Raw genomic sequence first — 24,287 nt, forward strand, 5'->3', positions numbered from 1 at the left:
AACCCTCGGCTCCGCAGCCGTGCCGCTACTCTTCTCCATGGAGGGGAACACATGGCAACGCTGCTCTATCGGATCGGGCGGTTCGCCGCGCATCGCGGCATCGCGGTGATCGTGGGCTGGATCGTCATCCTCGGTCTCGCCATCACCGGCGCCCAGCTGCTGGGGGGCACCCTCGCCTCCTCCTTCGCCATCCCCGGCACCGAGTCCCAGCAGGCCATCGACATGCTCGACCAGCGGTTTCCGCAGGCCAGCGGAGGCTCCGCGAAGATCATCTACGTGGCACCCACGGGCGGCCAGATCAGCAGCTTCCAGCCGCAGATCGAGGAAGCGGATGCTGCGCTCGCGAAACTCGGGCACGTCACGAGCGTCACGGGCCCGTTCGACGAGAACGTGACCGGGCAGGTCTCCTCCGACGGCTCCATGGCCTTCGCGACCATCCAGTACAACGTGCCCACAACGTCCCTCACCGCCGCCGACGATGCCGCCGTGGTGGCCATCGGCGATCAGGCGGCGACGGGTGGGATGACGGTCGCCTACTCGGGCGTGACCGATCCTCCCGCGGAGGGCGTGAACTACACCGAGGCGGCCGGCGTGGTCATCGCCTTCATCGTGCTGCTCATCACCTTCGGCTCGCTGCTCGCAGCCGGGATGCCGCTCATCACGGCGCTCATCGGGGTGGCCATCACCACCACCACCATCACGATCGCCTCCGGGTTCGTCAGCATCTCGTCGACCGCTCCCCTGCTGGCTACGATGCTCGGTCTCGCCGTGGGCATCGACTATGCCCTGTTCATCGTGTCCCGGCACCGTGCGCAGCTCATCCGCGGCATGGACCCGAAGGAGTCGGCGGCCATCGCGGTCGCGACGGCAGGGAGCGCCGTCGTCTTCGCCGCGCTCACGGTGATCATCGCGCTGCTCGGGCTCGCGGTGGTGCAGATCCCGTTCCTCACGGTGATGGGCGTCGGCGCCGCCATCTCGGTCGTCGTGGCCGTGGTCGTGGCGCTGACCCTGCTGCCGGCGATCATGGGCCTCCTCGGCAAGCGGATGACGCCCAAGGCCGGCTCCCGGGCCGCTCGGCGCGAACTCGCCGCCGAGGGCACCCACCGCACGCTCGGCGCCCGCTGGGTGGCGCTGATCACCGCCAAGCCCGTCATCACCGTGGCCGTCGTGGTGACCGGGCTCGTGATCGTGGCGCTGCCCGCCGCATCCATGCGCCTGACGCTGCCCGATGCCGGCTACGACCCGCCGGGCTCGCAGTCCCGTGAGGGCTACGACCTGCTCGCGCAGGGCTTCGGTCCCGGGTTCAACGGGCCGCTGCTCGTGACCGCCGACATCAGCAAGACACTCGACATCAGCGGCGCGCTCACCGCACTGCACGACCAGTTCACGGGGCTCTCGGACATCGTGTCGGTGAGCCAGGCCATCCCGAACACGACGGCCGACATGGCGATCGTGTCGATCATCCCCGCCAGCGCGCCCGACAGCGCGCAGACCGAGGACCTCGTGCACACGATCCGCGACCTGGCACCGGCCTTCGCCGACAAGAACGGCTTCAGCTACCAGGTGACCGGCACCACGGCGGTCGGCATCGACGTGTCGGCCCGGCTGGCGGACGCGCTGCTGCCGTTCGCGATCGTGGTGGTGGGGCTCTGCCTCATCCTGCTCACCATCGTGTTCCGCTCGCTCGCGGTGCCCGTCTCGGCCACGATCGGCTACCTGCTCTCGGTCGGGGCGTCATTCGGCATCGTGACGGCGATCTTCGAGTGGGGCTGGCTCGCGGATGCGCTGGGTGTGGCCAAGGTGGGCCCGGTGATCAGCTTCTTCCCGATCCTCCTGATGGCGGTGCTGTTCGGCCTGGCGATGGACTACCAGGTGTTCCTGGTGTCGCGGATGCGCGAGGAGTTCGTGAAGAGCGGCGACCCGCACATCGCGGTGCGCCACGGCTTCATCGGCGCCGCGCGTGTGGTGACCGCGGCGGCGTGCATCATGTTCGCGGTGTTCGCCTCCTTCGTGCCGGGCGGCAACGCCGTTCTGCAGCCGATCGCGCTGGGCCTGGCCGCCGGCGTGTTCATCGACGCCTTCCTGGTGCGGATGACGCTCATCCCGGCGCTCATGATGCTGCTCGGCCGGGTGGGCTGGGCACTGCCGGCGCCGCTGCGGCGTGCGCTGCCGAACGTCGACCTCGAGGGCGAGGGCGTGCGGGAGATGCTCGACGCCTCGGCGTGGCGCCCGCTCGACGAGGACGGGCGTCCGTTCGCCCTGGCGGCGGAGCGCGCGATCCTCGAGGCGGCCGAGTCGGCCTCGTTCGGGGTGCGGGCCGCGCCGGGCGATCTCGTGATCGTCACCGGAGCCGCGTCGACGCATCCGGAAGCCGTGGTCGCCGCGTTGGCCGGCCGCCAGCGGGTGCTCTCGGGGCACCTGCGTGTGCTCGACGAACCGCTGCCGTTCCGGGCTGCGGCCCTGCGCCGGCACTCGGTGCTCGTGGTGCGGCCCGTGGGGGCGGATGCCGACGCCGGCTCGGTGGCCGTGCGCCTGCCGCTTCCGCCCGGGGCGCTCAGCGTGCTCGAGCGCCTGCGCTGCGACCTCGGCGCCGAACTCGACGAGCTGTGGGGTGCGGCGGTGGCCCAGGAGTGGAGCTACCAGCTCGCGGTGGCCGCCGTGTCGACGGTGCGGCTGATCGCGCTCGATGCCACCGGCATCCCGACGGCCCACCTGCAGCACGCGCTCGACATCGTGCAATCGGCCCTGCCGTCCGGCACCACCGTGGCCGTTGCGCATCACGGCGCCCGGCTCGAGATGGGCCCACGGACGGTGGTGGTCGTGGAGCTGCGGCCGGCCCCGCTCGTGCCGGAGGAGCCGCTCGAACCGGCGGAGCTGCTGCCGGCGCGGGCCGAGGTGCCGGCCGCGGCGGCCGAATCGGAACCCGACCCGAACGCGGATCCCGAACCCAAGGCGGACCCCGACCCGAACGCCGATCCTGACCCGAACGCGGATCCCGACGCGAAGGCGCATCCGCAATCCAACCCCAACTCCGGAGAAGAGGTGACCGCATGACGAGGCTCTCCTCGCTCGTGAGACGCGGCGACACCGCAGCGCTGTCGCCCGTGGCCCGGCGCGTGGCCATCGCGCTGGCGGTGCTCACGCCGCTGCTGATCGCCGGTGTGGCCGTGACCGCGCTCGTGTCGCCCACGCAGTCGGCGGCCGCGCCATCCGGACCCGCGCTGCCTGCCGCCGTCGTGAACCTCGACCAGATGGTGCAGATCGACCAGAACGGCACCCAGACGCCCGTGCTCGCCGGCAAGCTGCTGGTGAGCGAGCTGACCTCCGGCACCTCGGGTCAGGGTTTCACGTGGAACGTGACGGATGCCGACACCGCGTCGAGCGGACTGAAGTCGGGGCACTTCGCCGCGGTCGTCACCATTCCGGAGAACTTCTCGGCGTCGTATGTCTCGATCTCGGGATCGAACCCGGTGCAGGCGCAACTGCAGGTTCAGACGAATGGGGCCAACAGCTACGTGACCGAGATGCTCGCGAGCGCGCTCTCGACGAACCTCCAGGCCGCGATGTCGACGCAGGTGACGAAGCAGTTCGTGACGTCGAGCCTCGGCGCGTTCTCCACGCTGCACGACCAGATCGGCCAGGCCGCCTCGGGCGCCCAGCAGCTCGCGACCGGGGCGGGGCAGCTCTCGACCGGGGCGGCGCAGCTCGCCAGCGGCGCCGGGCAGCTCTCCACCGGGATCGCGAGCGCGGCGAGCGGCAGCGTGCAGCTCGACGCCGGGGCGCAGGCGCTCGCCGGGGGGCTGGATGCGATCAGCACGGCCACGACCGACCTGCCGACGTATGCGAATCTGCTCTCCGAGGGATCCAGCGGCGTCACCGCCGGGATCGGCGTGCTGAAGCAGCGCCTCGGCGATGAAGCGGTGAAGAGCCTCGGCGTCGACGACAGGCTGCGCCTCATCGGGGACGGCCTGACGACGCTGCGCGCCGACGCCCCCACCCTCACTCCTGACGAGGTGCAGGCGCGACTCGACGTCATCATCGCTCAGCTGGACACCGCTCGCGCAGAGTCCCTGGGCACCACGGCCGGGCTCGGTCTGGACGCACTCGGAGTCACCGTGCTGGAGGCGTTCTCCACCGAGGTCAGCGACGGTCAGGCCAAGTTCGCGGCCGACCTCCCCCAGCTCACCGACGGCATCGCCCAGGCCTCGAGCGGCGCCACCCAGCTGGCGGCCGGCACGAGTGCGCTCTCCAGCGGCCTCGGGCAGCTCGCCACGGGCGGCGCCCAGCTCGCCGACGGCGCAGCGCAACTCGCCCCGGGGGCCGCGCAACTCGCATCCGGAACCACGCAGCTCGCCTCGGGGCTCGGCCAGGCCGCGACGGCCATCCCGAGCTACACGACGGCGCAACAGGACACCATCTCCACCGTCGTCGCGAACCCCGTGGTGACCCAGAAGTCCGACATCGCGGCGCTGCCCTCGCCCGCGGCGGCGATCGCCGCGGTGGCGGTGCCGCTCGCGCTCTGGATCGGCGCCTTCGCCGTGTATCTGCTCCTCGTGCCGTTCACCCGCCGGGCGCTCGCGTCGACCGCCTCGACCTTCCGGGTGGTGACCGGAGCGCTTGCGCCGGCGCTGCTGCTTGGGCTCGTGCAGGCGGTGGTCGTTGCCGTCGTGATGTTCTTCGTGGGGGCCGATCCGGCCCACCTCGCGGGCAGCGTGCTGTTCTCGCTCTTCCTCTCGGCGGTGTTCGTGATGCTGCACCAAGGCCTCGTGGCGCTGTTCGGGCAGGCGGGGCGCCTGCTCTCGCTCGGCCTCATCGTGGTGCAGGTGGCCGCGGCCGCCGTGATCATCCCGAACGGACTGAGTTCGCCGCTCTACACCGGGCTCTCGACCGTGTTGCCGCTGGCGCATGCCATCACGGGCATGCAGGCGTTGATCGGCGGCGGATCGCTCGCCGTGGTGGCGCGGGAAGCGGTCGTGCTGCTCGTGTTCGCGGCCGTCGGGCTCGTGTTCAGCATCATCGCGGTGGTGCGGGCTCGCTCCCGCAGCCTCGTGACGGTCACGGTGCCGGCGGCCCCCACCCCACCCGTGGCAGCCCTCACGCCATAGCCCGCCGGGCCGTCAGGGCTCGTCGGGTGGGGGCACGTGGGCTGGCGTCAGGCCGCAGCGGAAGCCTTCGCCTCGGCGAGGTCGAGGAACAGCTCGGTGTTGAAGCGGTAGGCCACGAGCACCTCGTCGATGACCCGCTCGCGCTCGGCGTCGTCCCAGTCGACCGCGTCGAGCTGCGTGCGGTAGGTCTCCTTGAACTCCTTCGGCTTGGCGATGTCACCGAAGAGGTAGAAGCCCACGCCGTTGGTCTCGAAGCCGAACTGGCGCTGCATCAGGGTGCGGATGATCTGGCCACCCGAGAGATCGCCGAGGTAGCGCGTGTAGTGGTGGGCGATGAACCCGCCGTTCCAGGTGGCCGCGACCTCGTTGATGCGCTTCACGTACCGGGCCGTCGTCGGCAGCGGCGTGATCTGCTTGCGCCAGTCCTCGCCGATCAGAAAGCGCAGGTCTTCTTCGATCGCGGGCAGGCGGGTGAGCTTGGGGCTGATGAACTCGGCGGCCACCGGGTCGTTCTTCATCCGATCCGCCGCGGCCTCGAGGGCCTCGTAGATGAAGAAGTGCTGAGCCACGAGGGCGACGTAGTCGTCGCGCGTGCCCTTGCCGCTCATCAGTTCGGTCATGAAACCGGCGCCTTCGCTGTCGCTGTGGCCGGTCCAGGTACGCTCGCGGAGCGCTTGCGAGAAGGGGATTACAGCAGGCATTCGGTGATTCCCATGCGGTCGAGTCAAGTAAGTGTTACCTAACCTAGCGGAAGACGGCCCGCCGCAACCTTGGTATTCGTCAGGAATGTGGGCGGGGTTCGACGCCGAGCACCGCGCACGCGGCGTCGTAGAGCGCGACGATCTCGCGACGCACCTCGGCGCGTTCCGTGATACTGCCCGCGGGCCACGCCACGAAGGCGTTCGAGGTGGAGCCGTCGACGGTGACCTGCCAGCGGCCGCCTTCGCCGTCGAGGTCGATCATGGTGCTGGCCGAGGCATCCGGATTCACGAAGGCGCGGGCGATGAGCAGGTTGTCGTCGGTGTGGTCGCCGTTCATGTGGCGCAGGATGGCGCCGACGACGTCGGGAGAGAATGTGGTCACGAAGGGCAACCTTACCCAGAGCGGGAGACCCTGGTCGAGAGGGCGGGTTCGGTCGGAGGACCGGTCAGTCGAGCAGCTGCGCCTGCAAGAAGTACGTCGAGCGGGCGAAGGCGAGCGCGGCGGCGTTCTTGTCGAGCAGCTCGAGCATGGTCGCGTTCGCGAAGCCCTCGTGGGCGGCCGCGTAGCGGTGCTGCGTGACCGGAGTGCCGTGCTCCTTGAGCCGGCTCACGAACTCGTCCACCGCGAGGGACTCGGCACGATCGTCGTCGGCTCCAGCCCGGTGCACGAGCACGGGGCACGGGATGATGCCGGCCTCGTCGTCGCCGAGCGTCGCGTAATAGGCGACCACCGCATCCGCCGCCCCGCTCTGCGCGAGCCGCAGCGCGAGCCGGCCGCCGAGGCCGAGACCGATGAGCCCCACCCGGGTGGCGCCGTGGCCACGCACGAGCGCCACCGCGTCGTCGAGGGCGGCGAGAGCGAACCCCGGGTCGAGGCGCGCGGCGAGCTCGGCGGCCCCGGCGGCCTGGATGGTGGCCCGGCCGTCGAAGAGATCGGGGACCGCCACGAAGAACCCCTGATTGGCGAGGGATTTCGCGTATGCCTCGAGATAGGGCAGGCGACCGTAGTCGTCGTGCACGATCACGATACCGGGGCGGCCGGGCTCACCGAACTCGAGCGGCCACCCCGGTGACGGGATGTCGACGAATTCGGCCACGGATCCTCCGCTCGGTTGCGTCAATTGTGGCACGCAGGCCCGGATCAGCGCGGGCGGCGGAGCCGGTCGACGTGCATCGCGGTCTGCGCGAGCGCGGAGAACAGCAGGAAGTCGTGCAGCTTCGCCCATCCGGCCGACCAGGTGATCGAGCTCGCGACCGCCCAGATGCCGGCATCCGGATGCGCGTCGAGCGCCGTTTCGACCTGCGAGGCGCGCCGCAGATGGTGGGCCCGCATGTCGCGGCAGCGCTCGGCGAGTCCGCGGAAGCGGTAGCCGTGGCCGGGGAGGGTGTCGTCGTAGTCGTCGTAGTCCAGCACGGCGTCGAGGGAGTTCAGGTAGTCGTCGATCGGGTTGGTCGCGGTCGGTCCGCCGAGCCCGATGCCGGGGAAGACCGTCGGCAGAACGTGGTCGCCGGTGAAGAGGTGGCGCTGGCTCCGGTCGTCGAGGCAGAGGTGCCCGGGGGTGTGGCCGGGTGTGTGTCGCGCACGGATCCGGCGGCCCGGGATGTCGAGCTCTTCGTCGTGCTCCACCAGCAGGTCGGCGGTGAACGGCTTGAGGGTGTCGCTGCGCCGGGCCACCCGCTCCAGTTCGGGGCGCCGATCGGCGGGCACGCCCCACTCCTCCGACAGCTGCAGCTGTGTCTGCACGCGGTCGCTCACGCTCGCGACCAGGGCATCCGCCGCGGCCTGTTCGGCGCGGTGCATGACCACCGGCGCGCCCGTGCTCTGCTCGCGGAGCCGCTCGGCCAGACCGAGGTGGTCGGGGTGCAGGTGCGTGATGATGATGGAGGCGACGTCGCCGGGCTGCGCGCCCAGCCGCGCGAGCGCCTCTTCGAGCCGCGCCCAGTTCTCGTCGGAGCCCCAACCCGGGTCGATCACGTGTATGCCGCTTCGGGAATCCTTCATGAGATAGCCGAGCGTGTAGGGCACGGTTCCGGCGGGTACGGGCTGCGGGAGGGTCCAGGTGTACTCGCCGACCTGCTCGGTCACCGGCAGCCGCCGGTCGTTGGAGGCCGCGAACTCAGCCGGACTGGTGGGGATCATCGCCGCTCGACCGGCTCAGGGGAGCAGGGCGACGGTGTCGAGGAAGAGCCGCGCGTAGCGCCCGGCGTCGACATCGAGGGCCACGTCGATCGAAACCGCCGCCGTGGCGCCGCCGTGGTTCGCGTCCTCACCGGCGCGCTGCCGGCGATCGACGATGGTCTGGCCGCGGCCGTCGCCCGACAGCTGCACCCGCACGGGCCGGTGCTCGACGCGCAAGGCCCCGGGGTCGACGAGCGCGCAGACGGCGCCGGCATCGCCGATGTGCCCGGCGTAGCCGTCGGGGTCGGCCTCGCCGTCGACGTCGTCGGCCATCTGGAAGTAGAGCAGCGCGCCGGCGAGGCGGGAGGATGCGCCGGGCGCGGCCCGCAGGGCATCGGCGTCGGCCTGATCGATGGTGACCTGGTTGAAGACGTCGAGGCCGTACATGAAGCAGGGCGCGCCGGAGTCGATCACGATGGCCGCGGCCTCCGGGTCGTGCCACACGTTGAACTCGGCCACCGGAGTCGCGTTGCCCCCGGACGCGGAACCGCCCATGAAGAGGATGCGCTCGATGTGGGGAACGACCTCGGGGTACTGGCGCAGCAGCAGGGCGAGATTCGTCTGCGGAGCGAGCGCGATGATGGTGACCGGCTCGGCGGCGGCGAGTAGGGTGTCGCGCAGCAGGTCGACGGCGTGGCGCGCATCCGGAACCCGGGTGGTAGCCGGAAGGGCCACGCCGCCGAGGCCGTCGCTGCCGTGCACGTGCGAGGAACGGGGCGGCTCGATGAGCGGTCGCACGGCGCCCGCGGCCACGGGAATGGCCGGGGCCCCCGCCGTGTCGAGAACCCGCAGGGTGTTGTTCACGACGTTCTCGAGCGAAGTATTCCCCGCGACGCATGTGATGGCGAGCAGGTCGATGTCGGGGTGGGCGACGGCGAACAGGATGGCCATCGCGTCGTCGATCCCGGTGTCGACGTCGAGCAGAACAGGTACGGTCACAGGGCCAATCTACCCGGCTGGAGGGCTTGCGCCGTGACCTCCCGCACGAAGCCCTGCAGCCGCTGGTAGACCTCCTGTGACTCCGGGTAGCGGGAGTCCTGCTGCCAGGTGTGCAGGGTGTTCGTGTTCGCGTGATCGTAGATGAGGGCATCCACTCGCACCCCGTGCTCGCGCAGTCGCGCGATGAAGTTGAGGTTGGCGCCGTAGAAGTAGTCGCGCTCGGAGGTGCTCACGAACACGGGAGGAAAGGCCGAATCGAGCCACTCGATGGGCGAGAGGTAGGCGGCCGCGCGGCGCAGGTCGCCGCGCGTGCGCCTGCCCGTCGCGGTAGTCCCGGGATGCGGCAGCAGCATCCGCACGAAGGCCAGGCTGAGGATGAACCCGCGCTCGAACATCACTGAGAAGTCGACCACGCTGCAGTGCTGCACGAGCCCGCGCAAGACCTCACGCGGCGCCGCGGGCTCGAGCCCGTAGTGCTCGGCGAGCTCGGGTCGGAAGTGCGCCGCCGCGAGCAGCGCCGAGATCTGGCCGCCGGCCGAGTCGCCGCCGAGCACGATGCGAGACGGGTCTCCGCCGAACTCCGCGATGTTCGCGGTGACCCAGGCGAGGGCGGCGTTCGCGTCGTGCAGCATGTGGGTCATCGTGAACTGCGTGGCGCGCCGATAGTTGACGTTCACCACCACCATGCCTCCGAGCGCCTGGCTCGCGCAGTACTTCGTGAGCGAGCGTTTGTCGCCGGAGGTCCAGCCGCCGCCGTGGAAGTAGACGTAGACGGGGAGGCCGGCGGTGGGCGGACCTCCATCGTCGGACTCGGACGCGGACGCGGACGCGGACTCGGACGCGCTCGCGTCCGTGGTCGCGGATGCGGGCGCCTCCCGGGGCGAGATGACGTCGAGCCGGTGGGCGCGGATCCCGTCGCCCACGAAGTCGATGTCGAAGCGGTAGTCGACCGCCGTGATCGGGTCGGCGTTGAAACGGGTGTGCTCGCCGCGGCTGACGGCGTGCATGAGCAGGCGCCACACCCAGACGGGAACGCGCCGGATGAAGGCGGTTCCGCTCTTCACGGAGGTCCAGTTCCAGCGTCGCGGGAGGGGCATCCGATGGGCTGCCACGGTGTTCATGCGGGCGACGCTACGCGCGCTGCCGGTGAGGGGGCTGTGCCTCCGGTGTCAGTCCGATCCGTGTTCCGTGCCGGTCAGTGCTTCGCGCGCGTCGACCAGAGCGCCCAGGCCACGAGCACGGGCTGGAAGAGCAGGCGGAGGGCGCGCTTGCGATCGGTGTCGAGCCCGAAGGCGTCGCGCTCGTTGAGCCACTGCGAGATGTTGCCGGGGAAGATCGCGGTGAAGAACAGGGCGGCGACCGTGCCGACCGCCCTCTGCTTCTTCGGGAGGGCGATGAGGGCGCTGCCGAGGGCGATCTCGACGACGCCCGACGCGAGAACCACGGTGTCGGTGTCGAGCGGCACCCATTCCGGCACCTGGGCCTGGAAGTCCTTGCGGGCGAAGCTCAGGTGGCTGGTGCCGGCGAACACGAGAGCGGCGCCGAGCGCGATGCGGCCGATGGTGCGGGCGACGGAGGGGGATGCGGGCATACGCACATCCTGCACCCGCCGGGGGCGCTGCCGCGAGGCGAACCCGTGAAATCTGCGAGAGCGGATGACGGGAATCGAACCCGCGCTATCAGCTTGGGAAGCTGAAGTTCTGCCATTGAACTACATCCGCGTATGGTGCAGAACCGAGGATAGCAGGAGCGCCGTTACACTGACTCCGTGCTCCTCTCCGACCGCGACATCCGCACCCAGCTCCGCGAGAACCGGGTCAGCCTCGAGCCCTACGATCCGGCGATGCTGCAGCCCTCGTCCATCGACGTGCGCCTCGACCGGTACTTCCGGTTGTTCGACAACCACAAGTACCCCTTCATCGACCCGGCCGAGGACCAGCCGGAGCTCACGCGGCTGATCGAGACCAAGCCCGACGAGCCGTTCATCCTGCACCCGGGTGAGTTCGTTCTCGGCAGCACCTACGAGCGCGTGGGCCTGCCCGACGACATCGCGGCCCGCCTCGAGGGCAAGAGCTCGCTCGGCCGGCTCGGGCTGCTCACCCACTCCACCGCGGGCTTCATCGACCCCGGCTTCAGCGGCCACGTCACGCTCGAGCTCAGCAACGTCGCGACGCTGCCGATCAAGCTGTGGCCGGGCATGAAGATCGGCCAGCTGTGCTTCTTCCAGCTCTCGAGCCCCACCGAGAAGCCCTACGGCTCGAGCCAGTACAACTCGCGGTACCAGGGTCAGCGAGGCCCGACCGCGTCACGCTCGCACCTGAACTTCCACCGCAGCGACGTCTCAGCCAACACCGACGGCGCCCTCGGCGGCTGAAACGACGGAGGTGCAGGCCGGATGCGGGCCCAGGCTCCGTCGTCTCAGTGAAGGCCCCCGAAACTCCGTCGATGCGGGCGGGCGCGTGGCGCATCCGGAGCGGGGGCGGCGTCACGCCACCTAGGCGGTCGCGCCGCCCGGCAGGCCCGCGGCGCCGAGGCGCGTCGCCCCGCGGGAGCGCTCGCGCTGCTCCTCGAGGGCGGCCGCGAACTCCGCCTCCCAGTCGTCGGCCACCTCGATGCCGAGCCGCCGCGCCTCTTCGACGCTCAGCTCCTTCGGGAACCCGTAGGTGTCCGAGAGCCGGAACACGTCGCGCCCGGTGATCGAGGCCACCTCCCACTCGGCGAGCGTCTGCAGCCCGCCGTCGAGCGTGCGCCGGAAGGCGTTCTCCTCCTTCACCAGCACGGCGATGACCTCTTCGCGCGAGGCCGCCACCTCGGGGTAGTCGGCCGCGTAGAGGTCGGCGATCACCGGCACCACGACCTCGAAGAAGTTCTCGGTGAGGCCGAGCGAGAGCGCGAGCCGGATGGCGCGCCGCAGCAGCCGCCGCATCACGTAGCCCTGCTCCTTGTTCGAGGGCCGCACGCCGTCGACGGCGAGGAAGGTGGCTCCGCGCAGGTGGTCGGCGATGATCCGCATCGACGCCGTCTCGTCTTCGTAGCGGCGTCCGGTCAGCTCCTGCAGCGACTCGATGATCGGCCACAGCAGCGAGATGCGGAACACGTCGTCCGACTCGATCGAGGCCGCCGCGATGCGCTCGAGCCCGCCGCCGAAGTCGACGTTGCGCCGCGCGAGCTCCTCGAACGAGCCGTCGTCGAGGCGCCGGTACTGCATGAACACCTGGTTGCCGATTTCCATGAACTGCCCGCCGTCGCTGGCCGGATGCGCGAGGCCGAACGACGCATCCTGCTTCTCGGGTCCGAAGTCGTAGAACACCTCGCTGTCGGGCCCGCACGGGTCGCCGATGGGCGTGGCCGCCAGCGATCCGCCGCGCGACCACCAGTTCTCGCCGCCGTCGTAGAAGAAGATGCGCTCGCCCGGATGCACGCCTCGCGCATCCCCGTCGGCCTGCGAGCCGATCACGGCGATGCCGTTCGAGACGCCGCGCTCGCCGAAGACCTTCTGCCAGATCGAGGCGGCCTCTTCGTCGCGCGGGATGCCGTTCGCCTCGTCGCCGATGAAGCAGGTGACGTAGAGCTTCTCCGGGTCGAGCCCCACCGTGTCGACCAGGAACTCGAAGAACCAGCGGATCTGGTCCTCCTTGAAGTAGTCGCCCAGGCTCCAGTTGCCGAGCATCTCGAAGAAGGTGGTGTGGCGATTGTCGCCGACCTCGTCGATGTCCTGCGCCCGCACGCAGGGCTGCGAGTCGGTCAGCCGCGTGCCGGCCGGATGCGTCTCGCCGAGCAGGTAGGGAAGGAGCGCCTGCATCCCGCTCCCGGTGAAGAGCGTGCTGGTGTCGCCGCGCGGCACCAGATTCGCTCGGTCGATGACGGTGTGGCCGTGGCCCTCGAGGGAGGCCAGGTAGGAGTTGCGGATCTCGTGGGCGTCCATGAGATCAGCATGCCAGAGGGCCGCTTCGCTCGGGAGCCATGCGCCGCGGGCAGCTACGGCAGTTCGGGCAGTTGCGGCAGCTGCAGCGCGAGCCACGGGCTGAACGCCCACGGCGTGAGGGCCACCGCGAGCTGCACCTCGGTGGTCTCGGCCCAGTGCCATTCGGCGACCTCGGCCGGATTCGGCTCGAGCGGCCCGGCCGCACGCGCGGTGTAGACGGGGCAGATCTCGTTCTCCACGATCCCGGAGGCGTCGATCGCGAGATACCGGAAGTCCGGCAGGGCCAAGGTCAGCTCCGCCAACTCGAGACCGAGCTCGTCGCGCGCCCGCCGGCGCACCGCATCCGCCATGTCCTCCCCCGGCGCGGGATGCCCGCAGAACGAGTTCGTCCACACCCCGGGCCAGGTGAGCTTGCCGAGCGCCCGCCGCGTCACGAGGATGCGACCGGCCTCGTCGAACACGTGGCAGCTGAACGCGAGGTGCAACGGGGTGTCGTCGGAATGCACGGTCCGCTTGTCGGCCACACCGATCGGCGACCCGTCATCGGCAAGCAGGACGACCTGTTCGGAGTACGTGCTCATTTCACTATTGTCCTTTATTACCAGGTTGCCATGTAACGTGGGTTTGTGGACACGCACGATCTGCTCGCGGTGTCGGAGCGCCGACAACAGCGTGTCGAGCGCGTCCTGGCAGCGTTCTTCAGCGATTCCCACTATCGGGCCAAAGCCCTCGGAGCGCCATACGCCGCCCTCTGGGAGACCCTCGAGCGCAACACCACCGGCGGCAAGCGCTTCCGCCCGCGCATGGTGATGGCCGCCTACGAGGCCCTCGGCGGGGTCGATCTCGACGCGGCCGCCCACGTGGGCGCGGCGTTCGAACTGCTGCACACGGCGCTCATCGTGCACGACGACGTGATCGACCGCGACTTCGTGCGGCGCGGCGGCCCGAACGTCTCGGGCAGCTACCGCGACATCGCGCAGACCGCGGGCATCCCGATGCCGATCGCCGAGCACCGCGGGATGTCGGTGGCCGTGATCGCGGGCGACCTCGCCCTCTTCAATGCCTACCGCCTCATCGACCGATCCGGTGCCGAGGGAATCCTGCGCACCCGGCTGCACGACCTCCTCGACGAGGCCATGTTCACGGCGGCCGCAGGGGAGCTGTACGACGTCGACTTCTCCATCCGCAGCGAACCGCCGACCGTCGACGAGATCCTCGACATGGAGCGCCTCAAGACCGCCGTGTACTCCTTCGAGGGGCCGCTGCAGGCCGGTGCGGTGCTCGCGGGCGCCCCGCGCGATGCGGTGGAGGCGCTCGGAGCCTTCGGACGCAACATCGGCATCGCCTACCAGCTCGTCGACGACCTGCTCGGCGTCTTCGGAGACGAGGATGCCACGGGCAAGACCACCCTCGGCGACCTGCGCGAGGGCAAGCGCACGGTCGTCATCGCCCACGCGGCGACGCATCCGGAGTGGGAGTCGGTGGCCGGGCTCTTCGGGTCGCCCGGCTTGACCCCGGGCGACGCCGACCGCATCCGCGCCGTTCTCGAGTCGACCGGCTCGCGCCGATTCACCGAGGCGCTCTCCCGCGACTTCGCGAACCGCGCCTGGGAGGCGCTCGTCGACCCGGCGCTGCCCGACGCGGTGCGGGAGGAGTTCCGGCCGATCGTCGCCGCGGTGCTCGGGCGGGTGCGATGAGCGGCACCGACCCGCGCCGCGACGAGCGGATGCGCGGAGCGAGCGCGGGCGATGCGCCGAGCCTCTACGACCAGGTCGCGATGGAGACCTCCTCGGTGGTGATCCGCCGGTACTCGACCTCCTTCGGCCTCGCGTCCCGCCTGCTCGCGCAGCCGGTGCGGCAGGACGTCGAGAACATCTACGCGCTCGTGCGCATCGCCGATGAAGTGGTCGACGGCGTCGCGGCCTCGGCGTCGCTGGCGCCGGCCGAGATCTGCGCCCGCCTCGACGCTCTCGAACGCGAGACCGTCACGGCCATGCACTGCGGCTACAGCACCAACCTCGTGGTGCACGCCTTCGCCTGGACCGCCCGCCGCGCCGGCTTCGGTGAGGAGCTGACGGCGCCGTTCTTCCGCTCGATGCGCTCCGACGTCTCCGAGACCCGCCACACGCCCGAGAGTTTCGACGACTACGTCTACGGCTCGGCCGAGGTGGTGGGGCTGATGTGCCTGGCCGCGTTCCTGCGCGGAGTCCCTGTGGGTGAGGCGGAGCGCACGCGCCTCGCCGACGGCGCCCGGCACCTCGGTGCGGCGTTCCAGAAGATCAACTTCCTGCGCGACCTGGCGGCCGACTTCGGCGCGCTCGGGCGCAGCTACTTCCCCGGCATCGACGTCGAGACGTTCAGCGAGGCCGAGAAGGAGCGCATCCTGGACGACATCGACGACGATCTGCGGATCGCGCGCTCCTGCCTCCCCGGACTCCCCGCCTCGAGCCGGCGGGCCGTCGCGCTCGCGCAAGGGCTGTTCGAGGAGCTCACGGATCGACTGCGCGCCACGCCGGCATCCGTACTCGCGGCCACGCGCATCCGGGTTCCGAACCCCGTGAAGGCGAGAATAGCTGCAGGGGCCGCGCTCGGGCGGCTGCCCAAGGCGAGCAGCGCACGCGCTGCCCGTGGCGAACACGAGGGAGACACGATCCAGTGACCGCGAGCAACGACAGCGCCCGGCGGGCGATCGTGATCGGCGGGGGCATCAGCGGGCTGGCGACCGCCGCGCTCCTCGCGCGCGAGGGCCACCACGTCACCCTCCTCGAGAAGAACGATGCTGTCGGCGGGCGCGCCGGGGTCTGGGAGCGCGACGGGTTCCGTTTCGACACCGGGCCCTCGTGGTATCTCATGCCCGAGGTGTTCGACCACTTCTTCAAGCTGCTCGGCACCAGTGCGGAGGCCGAGCTCGAGCTCGTGAAGCTCGAACCGGGCTACCGCGTCTACTTCGAGGGGGAGTTCGCCCCCGTCGACATCGCCGCCGGCCGCGACGAGAACCTGGAGCTCTTCGAATCGATCGAGCCGGGCTCCGGCGTGCGGATGGCGGGCTACCTCGACTCGGCCGAGGAGACCTACGCGCTCGCCAAGGAGTACTTTCTCTACTCCACCTTCGAGAAGATCTCGCCCTTGCTCGCCGGCCCCGTGCTGCGGCGGCTCCCCCGACTCACCCGCCTGCTCACCGAACCCCTCGCCGGTTTCGCGGCGCGCACGGTGCGAGACCCGCGGCTGCAGCAGGTGCTCGGCTATCCGGCCGTCTTCCTCGGCAGCTCGCCGTATTCCGCTCCGAGCATGTATCACCTGATGAGCCATCTCGACCTCGATGAGGGCGTGCTCTACCCGATGGGCGGACTCGCCACGGTCATCGAGGCCGTCGAGCGACTCGCCGTGGCCGAGGGCGTGGAGATCGTGACCGGCGCCGCGGTGTCGCGGATCGTGATGGCGGTCGACGACGCGGAGGCGGCATCCGCTGCCCCGTCGGGCCCGGTCGATGTCTACGACTACGAGACCACGGAGTTCGACACGAACGTCATCGACCGTGACGAGCTCCGGCGGGTGCTGGCGGGCGAGGCCTCGATCGCGCCCGTTCCGGCGCCGGAGCCCGACGAGGTGCCGGACGGACGCAGCGGCCGTCCGCGCGTGGGCGGCGTGCACTACACCGACGCGGCCGGCCGCGCCCACTCGCTCGACGGCGAACTCGTGGTCTCCACCGCGGATCTGTGGCACACCGAGACGGCCCTGCTGCTGCCGGAGCTGCAGACCTACCCCGAGAGCTACTGGGAGAAGAAGACGGCGGGCCCCAGCGCTCTGCTCGTGCTGCTCGGAGTCGAGGGCGAACTGCCGGAGCTCGAGCACCACACCCTCTTCTTCACGAAGGACTGGAAGGGCTCTTTCGAGAAGATCTTCGGCACGGGCCCCGGCCACCAGACCTCGGTGCCCGAGCCCGCCTCGCTCTACGTCTGCCGGCCCAGCGCCACCGACGACTCCGTCGCGCCCGCCGGTCACGAGAACCTCTTCGTGCTGGTTCCCCTCCCCGCAGACCCCTCCATCGGCGCCGGCGGCATCGACGGCGCCGGGGATCCCCGGGTGGAGCAGCTCGCCGACGCCGCCATCGCGCAGGTGGCGGAATGGGCGGGCATCCCCGACCTGGCCGAGCGCGTGGTGCTGCGCCGCACGGTCGGGCCCGCCGACTTCGCCGCCGACCTCAACTCCTGGCAGGGCACTGCCCTCGGCCCCGCACACACCCTGCGGCAGAGCGCCATGTTCCGCGCCCGCAACGCGAGCACCAAGGTCGACGGCCTCTACTACGCCGGCGGCTCCACCACGCCCGGCATCGGCCTGCCGATGTGCCTCATCAGCGCCGAACTCGTCATCAAGCGGTTGCACGGCGACACCACTACCACCGCGCTGCCCGAGCCGCTGCGGCCGCTCGGCGCGGGCCCGGTGCAGCCGAGCGGCGCCTGAGGGCGGAGCCGGCCATGGGCATCCTGTATCTGGCGGCGCTGCTGATCTCGCTCACGGGAATGGTGGTGATCGACCGCCGCTGGCGGCTGTTCCTGTTCGCGCGGCCGGTGCGGGCGGTCGTGGTGCTCGCCATCGGGGTGGCGTTCTTCGTGGTGTGGGATCTCGCGGGCATCGGGCTCGGCATCTTCTTCCGCGGGGAGACGGCGTTCATGACGGGCCTCCTGCTCGCGCCCGAGCTGCCGCTCGAGGAGCTGTTCTTCCTCACCCTGCTCTGCTACCTCACCATGGTCGTGTTCTGCGGGGCGCAGCGGATGCTCGCCCGCCCGCGCTCCGGCCGCGCCGGCCGCGGCGCCCGGCTGAACGTGCACCCGCCTCACGGGGGTGGCTCATGAGCTACTGGGCCCTCAACCTCGTGTTCCTCGCGGTCGTCGCCGCCACAGGAATCGCCGCCGCGATCGTGGCCGTGGTGGGCCGGGCCCCGGATGCGCTCCGCCGGCTGGCGGCACCGCTCGGCATCACCGCGGCCGTGCTGCTCGCCCTCACCGCGCTGTTCGACAACGTCATGATCTCGGTGGGCCTCGTCGGCTACGACCCCGAGCTCATCTCCGGCGCGTTCGTGGGCATCGCCCCCCTGGAGGACTTCGCCTACGCCATCGCGGCCGTGGTGCTGCTGCCCTCGGTCTGGACGCTGCTCGGCGCCGACCGCAAGGAGCCCTCGTGATCCGCCAGCTGCTGCTCTCGTCGCGCCCGCTCTCGTGGGTGAACACGGCCTTCCCGTTCGCGGCCGGCTACCTCATGACCACGCGCGAGGTCGACCTGGTGTTCGTGCTCGGCACGCTTTATTTCCTGATTCCCTACAACCTCGCGATGTACGGCATCAACGACGTCTTCGACTACGAGTCCGACCTGCGCAACCCGCGCAAGGGCGGGGTGGAGGGTGCGGTGCTCGACCGTTCGCTGCACCGGCCGACCCTGGTGGCGGTGGCCGTGACGAACATCCCGTTCCTGGCGTTCCTCGTGGTGGTGGGCTCGCCGCTCTCGTGGCTCGTGCTCGCCGTGAGCATCTTCGCGGTCATCGCCTACAGCGCGCCCCGTCTACGGTTCAAGGAGCGGCCGTTCCTCGATTCGCTCACCTCCAGCACGCACTTCGTGAGCCCGGCCGTCTACGGCCTCGTGCTCGCCGGTGCCGTGTTCACCCCCGGCCTGTGGGCCGTGCTCGCCGCCTTCTTCCTCTGGGGCGTCGCGAGCCACGCCTTCGGGGCCGTGCAGGACATCGTGGCCGACCGCGAGGCCGGCATCGGCTCGATCGCCACCGTCATCGGGGCGAGGGCGACGGTGCGCTTCGCCTTCGCGGCCTACCTCCTCGGCGGGGTGCTCCTGCTGCTCACCCCGTGGCCCGGGCCGCTCGCCGCCGTGCTCGCGCTGCCCTATGCCGTGAGCGTGCTGCCGTTCTGGTCGCTCGGCGACGCGGATGCGGAGCGCGCGAACGCGGGCTGGCACCGCTTTCTCTGGCTCAATTTCGTCACCGGATTCCTGGTGACGCTGCTGCTCATCTGGAGCTGGGTGCTGCATCCGGTGGCGGGCTACTGGGTGCTGGTGCCGTAACCCTCGGCCACTGCCCGCTTCAGCGCTTCGTAGTCGGCGAGGGAGAGCTCGGCGTACGCGAGCGACCAGTCCACGACGGCGCGGTCGAACTCCCGCGAGTTGCCGAGGTAGCCGGCCACGATCGGCGCGTCGAGGCTCTGCGCGTGGGCGCGGGCCAGCGCGATGCCGCAGGCGGTGACGTAACGGGTGTACTCCGCGGGTCGGAGCCCGGTGGTCTCGATCGAACCCTTCATGTCGCGGAACTGGCGCACATAGAAGTCGTGGTCCTCGTAGCGCAGGTAGCCGAGGAACGAGTCGGAGGAGGACTGCAGGATGCGCTGGCTGGCCACCACGCGGTGCCCCTCGTGGTCGTAGGTGCCGTCGGCCGGCACCCCGCCGAACTGCTCGATCACGGAGCGCTGCGCCTCCTTCACCTGCAGCAGGAGGGGCTCCCCCGACGGGCCGGTGAGGATGAGGATGAAGCAGCGCGTGCCCACACTCCCCACCCCGACCACCCGGCGCACGACGTCGGTGAGGGTGAAGTGGGAGAGCAGCAGTGCGATGTCGGCAGGGACGGTGCTGCGGTACTGCTCGAAGAGCTCCTCCACCTCGGACTCCACCGAGGTGGCCACGTGCGTGAGCACCGGTGGGTCCTCGAGGATGAGGAGGTTTCCGTCGGCGTCGCGCGTGGAGATCTTCTCGAGGTAGGAGCGAGAGGTGCGCTTGCGGGCCTGGCGGGAGGCGCGGTCGAGCACCTTGCGGGAGGCCGCGTCGAGCGCGACCCTCGGCGACTCGGAGTCGGCGTGGTGGTAGTAGCGCTCGAGGGCGTCGAGCTGCATGAAGTCCCGCAGGGCGGTGCGGTACATGGCGGCAGCGGTGAGTGCCGACTCCTTCACGGTGCGCTCGCCGAAGCCGGCGTCGCGGGCACCGATGATCACGCTCGTGACGAGCCGCTTCACGTCCCACTCCCAGGGCCCGGCGGCCGACTCGTCGAAGTCGTTGAGGTCGAACATGAGGGTGCGCTGCGGCGAGGCGAAGAGGCCGAAGTTGCTGATGTGGGCGTCGCCGCAGGTCACGAGGTGCACGCCGGTGGCAGGGCCGGAGGCGAGGTCGGCGGCCATGATGCCCGCGGTGCCCCGGTAGAACGCGAACGGGCTCGCGAGCATCCGTTCGAGCCGCAGAGGCACGAGCTCCGGCAACCGGGTGGCGTTCTGCGCGGCGAGGATGCCGAGCGGGTCACGGCCGCCCCCGTCGACCGGCTCGCGATGCGCCGAACGGGGAACGGATGCGCGGAGCGCCCGGCCCGCCGCCATGGCCTCGTCGAGCGTGAGGTGCGGGGCGCGGGAGTGCTGCAGCCGGCTGAGGTGCGTGGTCATGCAGCAACGCTAGTCGTTCGCCTGGCGGCGCGGTGCGAGGGTGCATCGACCCGGTGGCTGGGCGATCCATCAGCCGGAGGACGGGGTCGCGGGCGCTCCGGTGGCGCGTGTGGGCGGCGTAGCGTCCGCCGCTGCCGCTGCCGGTGCCGGTGCGAGTGGCGGTGCCGGTGCGAGTGGCGGGGGTGGTGGTGGCTGAGGGCGTCGAGCGATGGGTGGAGGTCGTCGAGCGGTAGGTGCAGTGTGCGAGGCGGCGGGGTGTGGTGGCGGAGGGCGCAGGGCGACTTGGCGGCGGGTGCACGGGCGCGGGGCCTGGGCGGTGTCGATCCAGCGTGGAGGGACGAGGTGGGGTGCGCCGTGGATCATCACGAGCGTCCAGTCGGAGCGGTGCACGTTTGCGTGGTGGAAATGGCACAGCAGCACGCCGTTGTCGACGTCGGTGCGGCCGGGGAGGTAGCCCGCGGACGTCCAGCCGTCGACGTGGTGCGTCTCGCAGTAGGAGGGCGGCCGGTCGCAGCCGGGCCAGACGCATCCGCCGTCGCGCACCGCGAGAGCACGATTCTGCGCCGGAGAGAACAAGCGACGGGTCTTCGCGTGCTGCAGGATGCGGCCGTTGGCGCCGAGCACGGTGGGCACGACGTCGGCGTGGCACAGCAGTTGATCGACCGCGGCGACCGGCAGCGGATCGTCGACCCCGTCGGCCCAGGCGGCGCCGCGCTCCGTGCTGAGGTCGGCGAGGGAGACGTGCACGTTGACCGTGGGCGCACTGCCGTTGACCTTCGGCATCTCGGGTGCTGCCGCGGCGCGGCCGATCAGCTCGGTGGCGGCGTCGACGAGTTTCTGCGGGCCCGTTCGGGTGTCGCGCAGTGCGTACTCGCTGCCGTCGGGGTGGGCCTGGCCGGCGGAGCCGTCTCCGGCTCTGTCGCCGTTCCCTTGGGTGTCGACCGGGCGCACCGGGCAGGTGTTGTCGGGGTCGGCCGACTCGCCGTCGCCGTGGCCGTCGACCTCGCCGGCGGGCGCGGCCGCGAACCGCGGGGAGACCCGTGGGCTGACCAATGCCTGGAGCGCCGAGTTCCACACCGCTCCCTGCTCCGGTGTGAGCGCGAAGCGGCCGCGGATCATGCCGTCTCGGGAGCGCGACATCGTCATTCCGCGCAGTTCGCGCATCCGCTCGGCTCGTGGTGCGACACCGTCGGGGTCGAGCGCGTCTCGCACCCGCACGGCGAGTCGCGCGACCTCGTCGGCGCTGTAGCCGAGGCCGCCCTCGCTCTGGCAGGCGAGGTGCACGAGCGTGCTCTCCGCTTCGGCCAGCGCACTCGGGTCGACGCCCTGACAGGCGAGCTCGCCGAGTTCACGCGTGACGGCCGACGCGGCTTCGACGCCGAGCAGTCCGGCTTCGAGGGCCGCGCCGACCTCGGAGAACGGGCGGGTCACCGCGCCACTCAACGAGGCGCTCTCACGCAGGCGGAGCCCGAGCGCGATGCGGGCCTGCGCCTCGCGCACCGAGGTGCCGGCGACGGCGGCGAGCAGCTTGGCGGAGGTGACGAAGTTCTGAGAGCGGGCCAGACCGTCGTCGCCGAGCTCGCTGCGCGAGCGGTGGGCCAGCTCCCCCGCGAGCCGCGCGCGGCGCGCATCGACGAGCCGGCCGAGTCTTTCGACGGCGGCGACCTCAGCGAGCAGAGCCTCCGAGCACGGTTCACCGGGGCGTGGCTCGCCCCCTCCCCACCCGGGACCGCTCAACCCGGCCGCGTCGCTCCCGGCCTCGCTCCACCCGGCCGGCGGCGCGAAGAGCGCCGCGAGCATCGCGTGCGCTTCGTCGTGGGTGGGCGGCTTCTCCGTCATACGACAAGTCAAGCAGCAGCCACTGACATTCACTCAGTTTTCGGATGCGAGCGCGAGAGGGAAGAGCCGATGGGGTGAGTCAGCCGGCGTGAGCGCGCGAGCGAATTCGGGGCGGGCGGATGCCGGGTGTGCCGACTCCGGTGGCGTGGGCCATCGGCTGTGGGGCGGGCGAGGCTTGTGGTGCGGCCCTGAGGCGTGGCGCAGGAGACGAACACGGCGAGGACGGCGGGCCGCGAGTTCCCGGCCGGTCGGCCAGTACATCCGTTTCCGGGCAGGCCTCAGCGGGGCGCCCCGTGGTGGCGACGCCCCGCCTCGGTCCTCACGCGTGGCCGGCCCGGGAGGGCCTCACGCGCGACTCACTTGTCGAGTGCCTTGCGACGAGCCGCCACGATCAGGCCGAGGCCCACCAGGAGCATCGCGAGCAGACCGGCCAGGAGCGGGAACGGGTTCCCGCCCGTCAGCGCGAGGCTGCCGGAGCCGGTGCCCTGGGTTGCCGCCAGCGGCACCGAGGAGCCCGCGGCCACGGTCACCGTCGTGGTGGTCGTGGTGGTTCCGGGCTCAGCCGGGGTCGCCGGGGTTCCGGGGTCGGTCGGTCCCGTGGGGTCCGTGGGCCCAGTGGGGTCGGTCGGCCCGGTCGGGTCGGTCGGCCCGGTGGGGTCGGTCGGATCCGTGGGGTCCGTCGGTCCCGTGGGGTCGGTGGGCCCGGTCGGCTCGGTGGTGGTGGTCGATCCCGTGCTGCCCGAGTCGCCGATCACACTGATCGCGTTGCCGCCGATGGTGACGGGGATCGAGATCACCGGCACGATCTGGGTGCCGCCGAGGATGCCCCCGTCGCCGCTCGTGATCGGGGTGCCGGCGCCGCCGCCTGTGGTGGTGGTGACGTCCGATCCGGTCGAGGTGGAGTCGCCGATGACGGAGATGCCGTTGCCGCCGACGGTGACGGGGATGCCGGCCGTGACCGGCAGCTGGGTGCCGCCGAGGATGCCGTCCGAGCCGGTGGTGGTGGCCCCGGTGCCGGTGCCGCCGCCTGTGGTGGTGGTGACGTCCGATCCGGTCGAGGTGGAGTCGCCGATGACGGAGATGCCGTTGCCGCCGACGGTGACGGGGATGCCGGCCGTGACGGGCACCTGGGTGCCGCCGCCGATGCTGTCCGCGCCGGTGGTGCTGGCGCCGCTACCGGCGCTGCCGGTACCTGCCGCAGGGGCGGTGGTGGTGCTCGATCCGCTCGACGTCGAGTCGCCGATCACCGAGACGGCATTGCCGCCGACGGTCACCGGAACGCCCGCGTTCACGGGCGCCTGGGTGCCGCCGAGAACGCTGTCGCCGCCGCTCGTGCTGGGGCCGCTGCCCGAACCCGCCGCCGGCGCGGCCGGAGCCGCTCCGCCCGTGGTGTTCGAGGCATCCGTCGACGTGGAGTCGCCGGCGACCGAGATGGCGTTGCCGCCCACCGTCACCGGGATACCCAGATCGATCGGCAGCTGGGTGCCGCCGAGGATGCCGTCGGAGCCGCTCGTCGTGGCGCCGGAGCCGGCCGCTGCGGGCGCGGGGCCCGCGGTGCCGTTCGAGGCATCCGTCGTCGACGAGTCGCCCAGCACGGAGATGGCGTTGCCGCCCACTGTCACCGGAACAGCCACCGAGACCGGCGCCTGCGTGCCGCCGGCGACGCTGTCGTCGCCGCTCGTGACCGGGGCGGGATCCGTCGCCGGCTCAGCCGCAGCCGGTGCGGCGTCGGCCGGAGCCTCCGCAGCACCCCCTGCGGTCGAGTCGCTGCTGCTCGAATCGCCGAGCACCGAGATGGCGTTGCCGCCCACGGTGATCGGCACGTTCACGTCGAGCAGCGCCTGCGTGCCGCCCGCGACCGAATCCGACCCGCTGGTCGAGACGGTCACGGGCGCCGGCGCCGGCGCGGCGGGTGCCGCCTCCGACCCCGAGCTCGAGGAGTCCCCGAGAAGCGAGACCGCTGTCCCGCTCAGGTCGATCGGCACGTCGACGGTGATGAGCGCCTGGCTCCCGGATGCTACGCCGTCGTTGCCGCTGGACTCAGCGGCGTTGGCGACACCCGCACCGAGGACGCACAGGCCCCCGGTGATGAGGACTGTCCACAGTCCTCGGGACACGTACTTGTTCATGATGATTCTCCGAATCGATTGAATGAGGTGTGCTCCCGGAGGGGAGACT

Annotated in this window: 21 protein-coding genes and 1 tRNA gene; 9 read left to right on the plus strand and 13 right to left on the minus strand. The window is 71.1% G+C overall.

Features of this window, described 5'->3' with window-relative positions; genetic code table 11:
* Nucleotides 1–51: 51 nt before the first annotated feature.
* Together VD659_RS07585 and VD659_RS07590 are read left to right on the plus strand one after the other, a co-directional pair.
* Entirely contained in the window at nucleotides 52–3,054 is a 3,003-nt protein-coding gene (locus VD659_RS07585) for an MMPL family transporter (protein ID WP_423260505.1), read from the plus strand.
* Entirely contained in the window at nucleotides 3,051–5,105 is a 2,055-nt protein-coding gene (locus tag VD659_RS07590) for a YhgE/Pip family protein (protein ID WP_423260506.1), read from the plus strand. Before VD659_RS07585 ends, VD659_RS07590 begins: the two co-directional genes overlap by 4 nt.
* 47 nt (nucleotides 5,106–5,152) lie before the next feature.
* Here the strand turns inward: VD659_RS07590 and VD659_RS07595 are convergent, their stop codons facing one another.
* From VD659_RS07595 to VD659_RS07630, 8 genes are all read right to left on the minus strand, one after another.
* Entirely contained in the window at nucleotides 5,153–5,806 is a 654-nt protein-coding gene (locus VD659_RS07595) for a heme oxygenase (biliverdin-producing) (RefSeq protein ID WP_423260507.1), read from the minus strand.
* Between the two features lie 79 nt (nucleotides 5,807–5,885).
* Nucleotides 5,886–6,188, minus strand: a complete 303-nt coding sequence (locus VD659_RS07600; RefSeq protein WP_423260509.1) for a DUF2470 domain-containing protein — start codon at nucleotides 6,186–6,188, stop codon at nucleotides 5,886–5,888.
* Between the two features lie 64 nt (nucleotides 6,189–6,252).
* A complete protein-coding gene (locus VD659_RS07605) occupies nucleotides 6,253–6,903 on the minus strand; it encodes a dienelactone hydrolase family protein (RefSeq protein WP_423260510.1) in 651 nt (216 codons plus the stop codon).
* A 44-nt stretch (nucleotides 6,904–6,947) separates the two neighbouring features.
* Nucleotides 6,948–7,946 carry an MBL fold metallo-hydrolase gene (locus VD659_RS07610; RefSeq protein ID WP_423260511.1) on the minus strand — a complete coding sequence of 333 codons (999 nt, stop codon included), beginning with the start codon at nucleotides 7,944–7,946 and terminating at the stop codon, nucleotides 6,948–6,950.
* Between the two features lie 15 nt (nucleotides 7,947–7,961).
* The gene (locus VD659_RS07615) at nucleotides 7,962–8,924 is read right to left on the minus strand and encodes a nucleoside hydrolase (RefSeq protein ID WP_423260512.1); all 963 of its coding nucleotides are present in this window, start codon (nucleotides 8,922–8,924) and stop codon (nucleotides 7,962–7,964) included.
* On the minus strand, nucleotides 8,921–10,045 hold the full coding sequence (locus tag VD659_RS07620; protein ID WP_423260513.1) for an alpha/beta hydrolase: 1,125 nt from the start codon (nucleotides 10,043–10,045) through the stop codon (nucleotides 8,921–8,923). The genes VD659_RS07615 and VD659_RS07620 overlap by 4 nt, the downstream gene beginning before the upstream one ends.
* Nucleotides 10,046–10,119: 74 nt before the next feature.
* Nucleotides 10,120–10,515: a DoxX family protein gene (locus tag VD659_RS07625; protein ID WP_423260514.1), complete on the minus strand. Its 396-nt coding sequence runs from the start codon at nucleotides 10,513–10,515 to the stop codon at nucleotides 10,120–10,122.
* Between the two features lie 59 nt (nucleotides 10,516–10,574).
* A tRNA-Gly gene (locus VD659_RS07630) sits at nucleotides 10,575–10,645 on the minus strand.
* 47 nt (nucleotides 10,646–10,692) lie between these two features.
* On the opposite strand from VD659_RS07630, the gene dcd reads away from it, so the two are divergent.
* The gene (dcd, locus tag VD659_RS07635; RefSeq protein ID WP_423260515.1) at nucleotides 10,693–11,298 is read left to right on the plus strand and encodes a dCTP deaminase; all 606 of its coding nucleotides are present in this window, start codon (nucleotides 10,693–10,695) and stop codon (nucleotides 11,296–11,298) included.
* Between the two features lie 120 nt (nucleotides 11,299–11,418).
* Here the strand turns inward: dcd and VD659_RS07640 are convergent, their stop codons facing one another.
* Both VD659_RS07640 and idi read right to left on the minus strand, forming a co-directional pair.
* Nucleotides 11,419–12,849: an alanine--tRNA ligase-related protein gene (locus tag VD659_RS07640; RefSeq protein ID WP_423260516.1), complete on the minus strand. Its 1,431-nt coding sequence runs from the start codon at nucleotides 12,847–12,849 to the stop codon at nucleotides 11,419–11,421.
* A 53-nt stretch (nucleotides 12,850–12,902) separates the two neighbouring features.
* Entirely contained in the window at nucleotides 12,903–13,430 is a 528-nt protein-coding gene (gene idi, locus VD659_RS07645; protein ID WP_423260517.1) for an isopentenyl-diphosphate Delta-isomerase, read from the minus strand.
* Nucleotides 13,431–13,475: 45 nt separating this feature from the next.
* Between idi and VD659_RS07650 the strand changes: the two genes are divergently transcribed.
* Genes VD659_RS07650 through VD659_RS07675 form a run of 6 tightly spaced genes read left to right on the plus strand, consistent with a single transcriptional unit; the run spans nucleotide 13,476 to nucleotide 18,915 of the window.
* A complete protein-coding gene (locus tag VD659_RS07650; protein WP_423260518.1) occupies nucleotides 13,476–14,546 on the plus strand; it encodes a polyprenyl synthetase family protein in 1,071 nt (356 codons plus the stop codon).
* Complete coding sequence (locus VD659_RS07655; protein ID WP_423260519.1) at nucleotides 14,543–15,508, plus strand: phytoene/squalene synthase family protein; 966 nt, start codon at nucleotides 14,543–14,545, stop codon at nucleotides 15,506–15,508. Before VD659_RS07650 ends, VD659_RS07655 begins: the two co-directional genes overlap by 4 nt.
* Nucleotides 15,505–17,310, plus strand: a complete 1,806-nt coding sequence (gene crtI / locus VD659_RS07660) for a phytoene desaturase family protein (protein ID WP_423260520.1) — start codon at nucleotides 15,505–15,507, stop codon at nucleotides 17,308–17,310. Before VD659_RS07655 ends, crtI begins: the two co-directional genes overlap by 4 nt.
* Before the next feature lie 14 nt (nucleotides 17,311–17,324).
* Entirely contained in the window at nucleotides 17,325–17,702 is a 378-nt protein-coding gene (locus tag VD659_RS07665) for a lycopene cyclase domain-containing protein (protein WP_423260521.1), read from the plus strand.
* Nucleotides 17,699–18,031: a lycopene cyclase domain-containing protein gene (locus tag VD659_RS07670; protein ID WP_423260522.1), complete on the plus strand. Its 333-nt coding sequence runs from the start codon at nucleotides 17,699–17,701 to the stop codon at nucleotides 18,029–18,031. Before VD659_RS07665 ends, VD659_RS07670 begins: the two co-directional genes overlap by 4 nt.
* The gene (locus VD659_RS07675) at nucleotides 18,028–18,915 is read left to right on the plus strand and encodes a prenyltransferase (RefSeq protein WP_423260523.1); all 888 of its coding nucleotides are present in this window, start codon (nucleotides 18,028–18,030) and stop codon (nucleotides 18,913–18,915) included. The genes VD659_RS07670 and VD659_RS07675 overlap by 4 nt, the downstream gene beginning before the upstream one ends.
* On the opposite strand, the gene VD659_RS07680 is transcribed toward VD659_RS07675, so the two are convergent.
* The 3 genes from VD659_RS07680 to VD659_RS07690 form a co-directional block, all read right to left on the minus strand.
* Complete coding sequence (locus tag VD659_RS07680; RefSeq protein ID WP_423260524.1) at nucleotides 18,894–20,270, minus strand: DUF2252 domain-containing protein; 1,377 nt, start codon at nucleotides 20,268–20,270, stop codon at nucleotides 18,894–18,896. The two genes, VD659_RS07675 and VD659_RS07680, sit on opposite strands and share 22 nt — an antisense overlap.
* Nucleotides 20,271–20,339: 69 nt before the next feature.
* Nucleotides 20,340–22,109 carry a DUF222 domain-containing protein gene (locus VD659_RS07685; RefSeq protein ID WP_423260525.1) on the minus strand — a complete coding sequence of 590 codons (1,770 nt, stop codon included), beginning with the start codon at nucleotides 22,107–22,109 and terminating at the stop codon, nucleotides 20,340–20,342.
* Between the two features lie 356 nt (nucleotides 22,110–22,465).
* The gene (locus VD659_RS07690; RefSeq protein WP_423260526.1) at nucleotides 22,466–24,238 is read right to left on the minus strand and encodes a hypothetical protein; all 1,773 of its coding nucleotides are present in this window, start codon (nucleotides 24,236–24,238) and stop codon (nucleotides 22,466–22,468) included.
* Nucleotides 24,239–24,287: the final 49 nt, after the last annotated feature.

The sequence above is a fragment of the Herbiconiux sp. 11R-BC genome, assembly GCF_049472555.1.
In the GTDB taxonomy this organism is placed as follows: domain Bacteria; phylum Actinomycetota; class Actinomycetes; order Actinomycetales; family Microbacteriaceae; genus Herbiconiux.

What these genes read in the sequence shown, in the direction of transcription:
- VD659_RS07585 (WP_423260505.1), top strand. Translation starts at nt 52, where the DNA reads ATGGCAACGCTGCTCTATCGGATCGGGCGGTTCGCCGCGCATCGCGGC.
- VD659_RS07590 (WP_423260506.1), top strand. Translation starts at nt 3,051, where the DNA reads ATGACGAGGCTCTCCTCGCTCGTGAGACGCGGCGACACCGCAGCGCTG.
- VD659_RS07595 (WP_423260507.1), bottom strand. Translation starts at nt 5,806, where the DNA reads ATGCCTGCTGTAATCCCCTTCTCGCAAGCGCTCCGCGAGCGTACCTGG.
- VD659_RS07610 (WP_423260511.1), bottom strand. Translation starts at nt 7,946, where the DNA reads ATGATCCCCACCAGTCCGGCTGAGTTCGCGGCCTCCAACGACCGGCGG.
- VD659_RS07620 (WP_423260513.1), bottom strand. Translation starts at nt 10,045, where the DNA reads ATGAACACCGTGGCAGCCCATCGGATGCCCCTCCCGCGACGCTGGAAC.
- VD659_RS07625 (WP_423260514.1), bottom strand. Translation starts at nt 10,515, where the DNA reads ATGCCCGCATCCCCCTCCGTCGCCCGCACCATCGGCCGCATCGCGCTC.
- VD659_RS07640 (WP_423260516.1), bottom strand. Translation starts at nt 12,849, where the DNA reads ATGGACGCCCACGAGATCCGCAACTCCTACCTGGCCTCCCTCGAGGGC.
- idi (WP_423260517.1), bottom strand. Translation starts at nt 13,430, where the DNA reads ATGAGCACGTACTCCGAACAGGTCGTCCTGCTTGCCGATGACGGGTCG.
- VD659_RS07655 (WP_423260519.1), top strand. Translation starts at nt 14,543, where the DNA reads ATGAGCGGCACCGACCCGCGCCGCGACGAGCGGATGCGCGGAGCGAGC.
- VD659_RS07665 (WP_423260521.1), top strand. Translation starts at nt 17,325, where the DNA reads ATGGGCATCCTGTATCTGGCGGCGCTGCTGATCTCGCTCACGGGAATG.
- VD659_RS07670 (WP_423260522.1), top strand. Translation starts at nt 17,699, where the DNA reads ATGAGCTACTGGGCCCTCAACCTCGTGTTCCTCGCGGTCGTCGCCGCC.
- VD659_RS07680 (WP_423260524.1), bottom strand. Translation starts at nt 20,270, where the DNA reads ATGACCACGCACCTCAGCCGGCTGCAGCACTCCCGCGCCCCGCACCTC.
- VD659_RS07685 (WP_423260525.1), bottom strand. Translation starts at nt 22,109, where the DNA reads ATGACGGAGAAGCCGCCCACCCACGACGAAGCGCACGCGATGCTCGCG.
- VD659_RS07690 (WP_423260526.1), bottom strand. Translation starts at nt 24,238, where the DNA reads ATGAACAAGTACGTGTCCCGAGGACTGTGGACAGTCCTCATCACCGGG.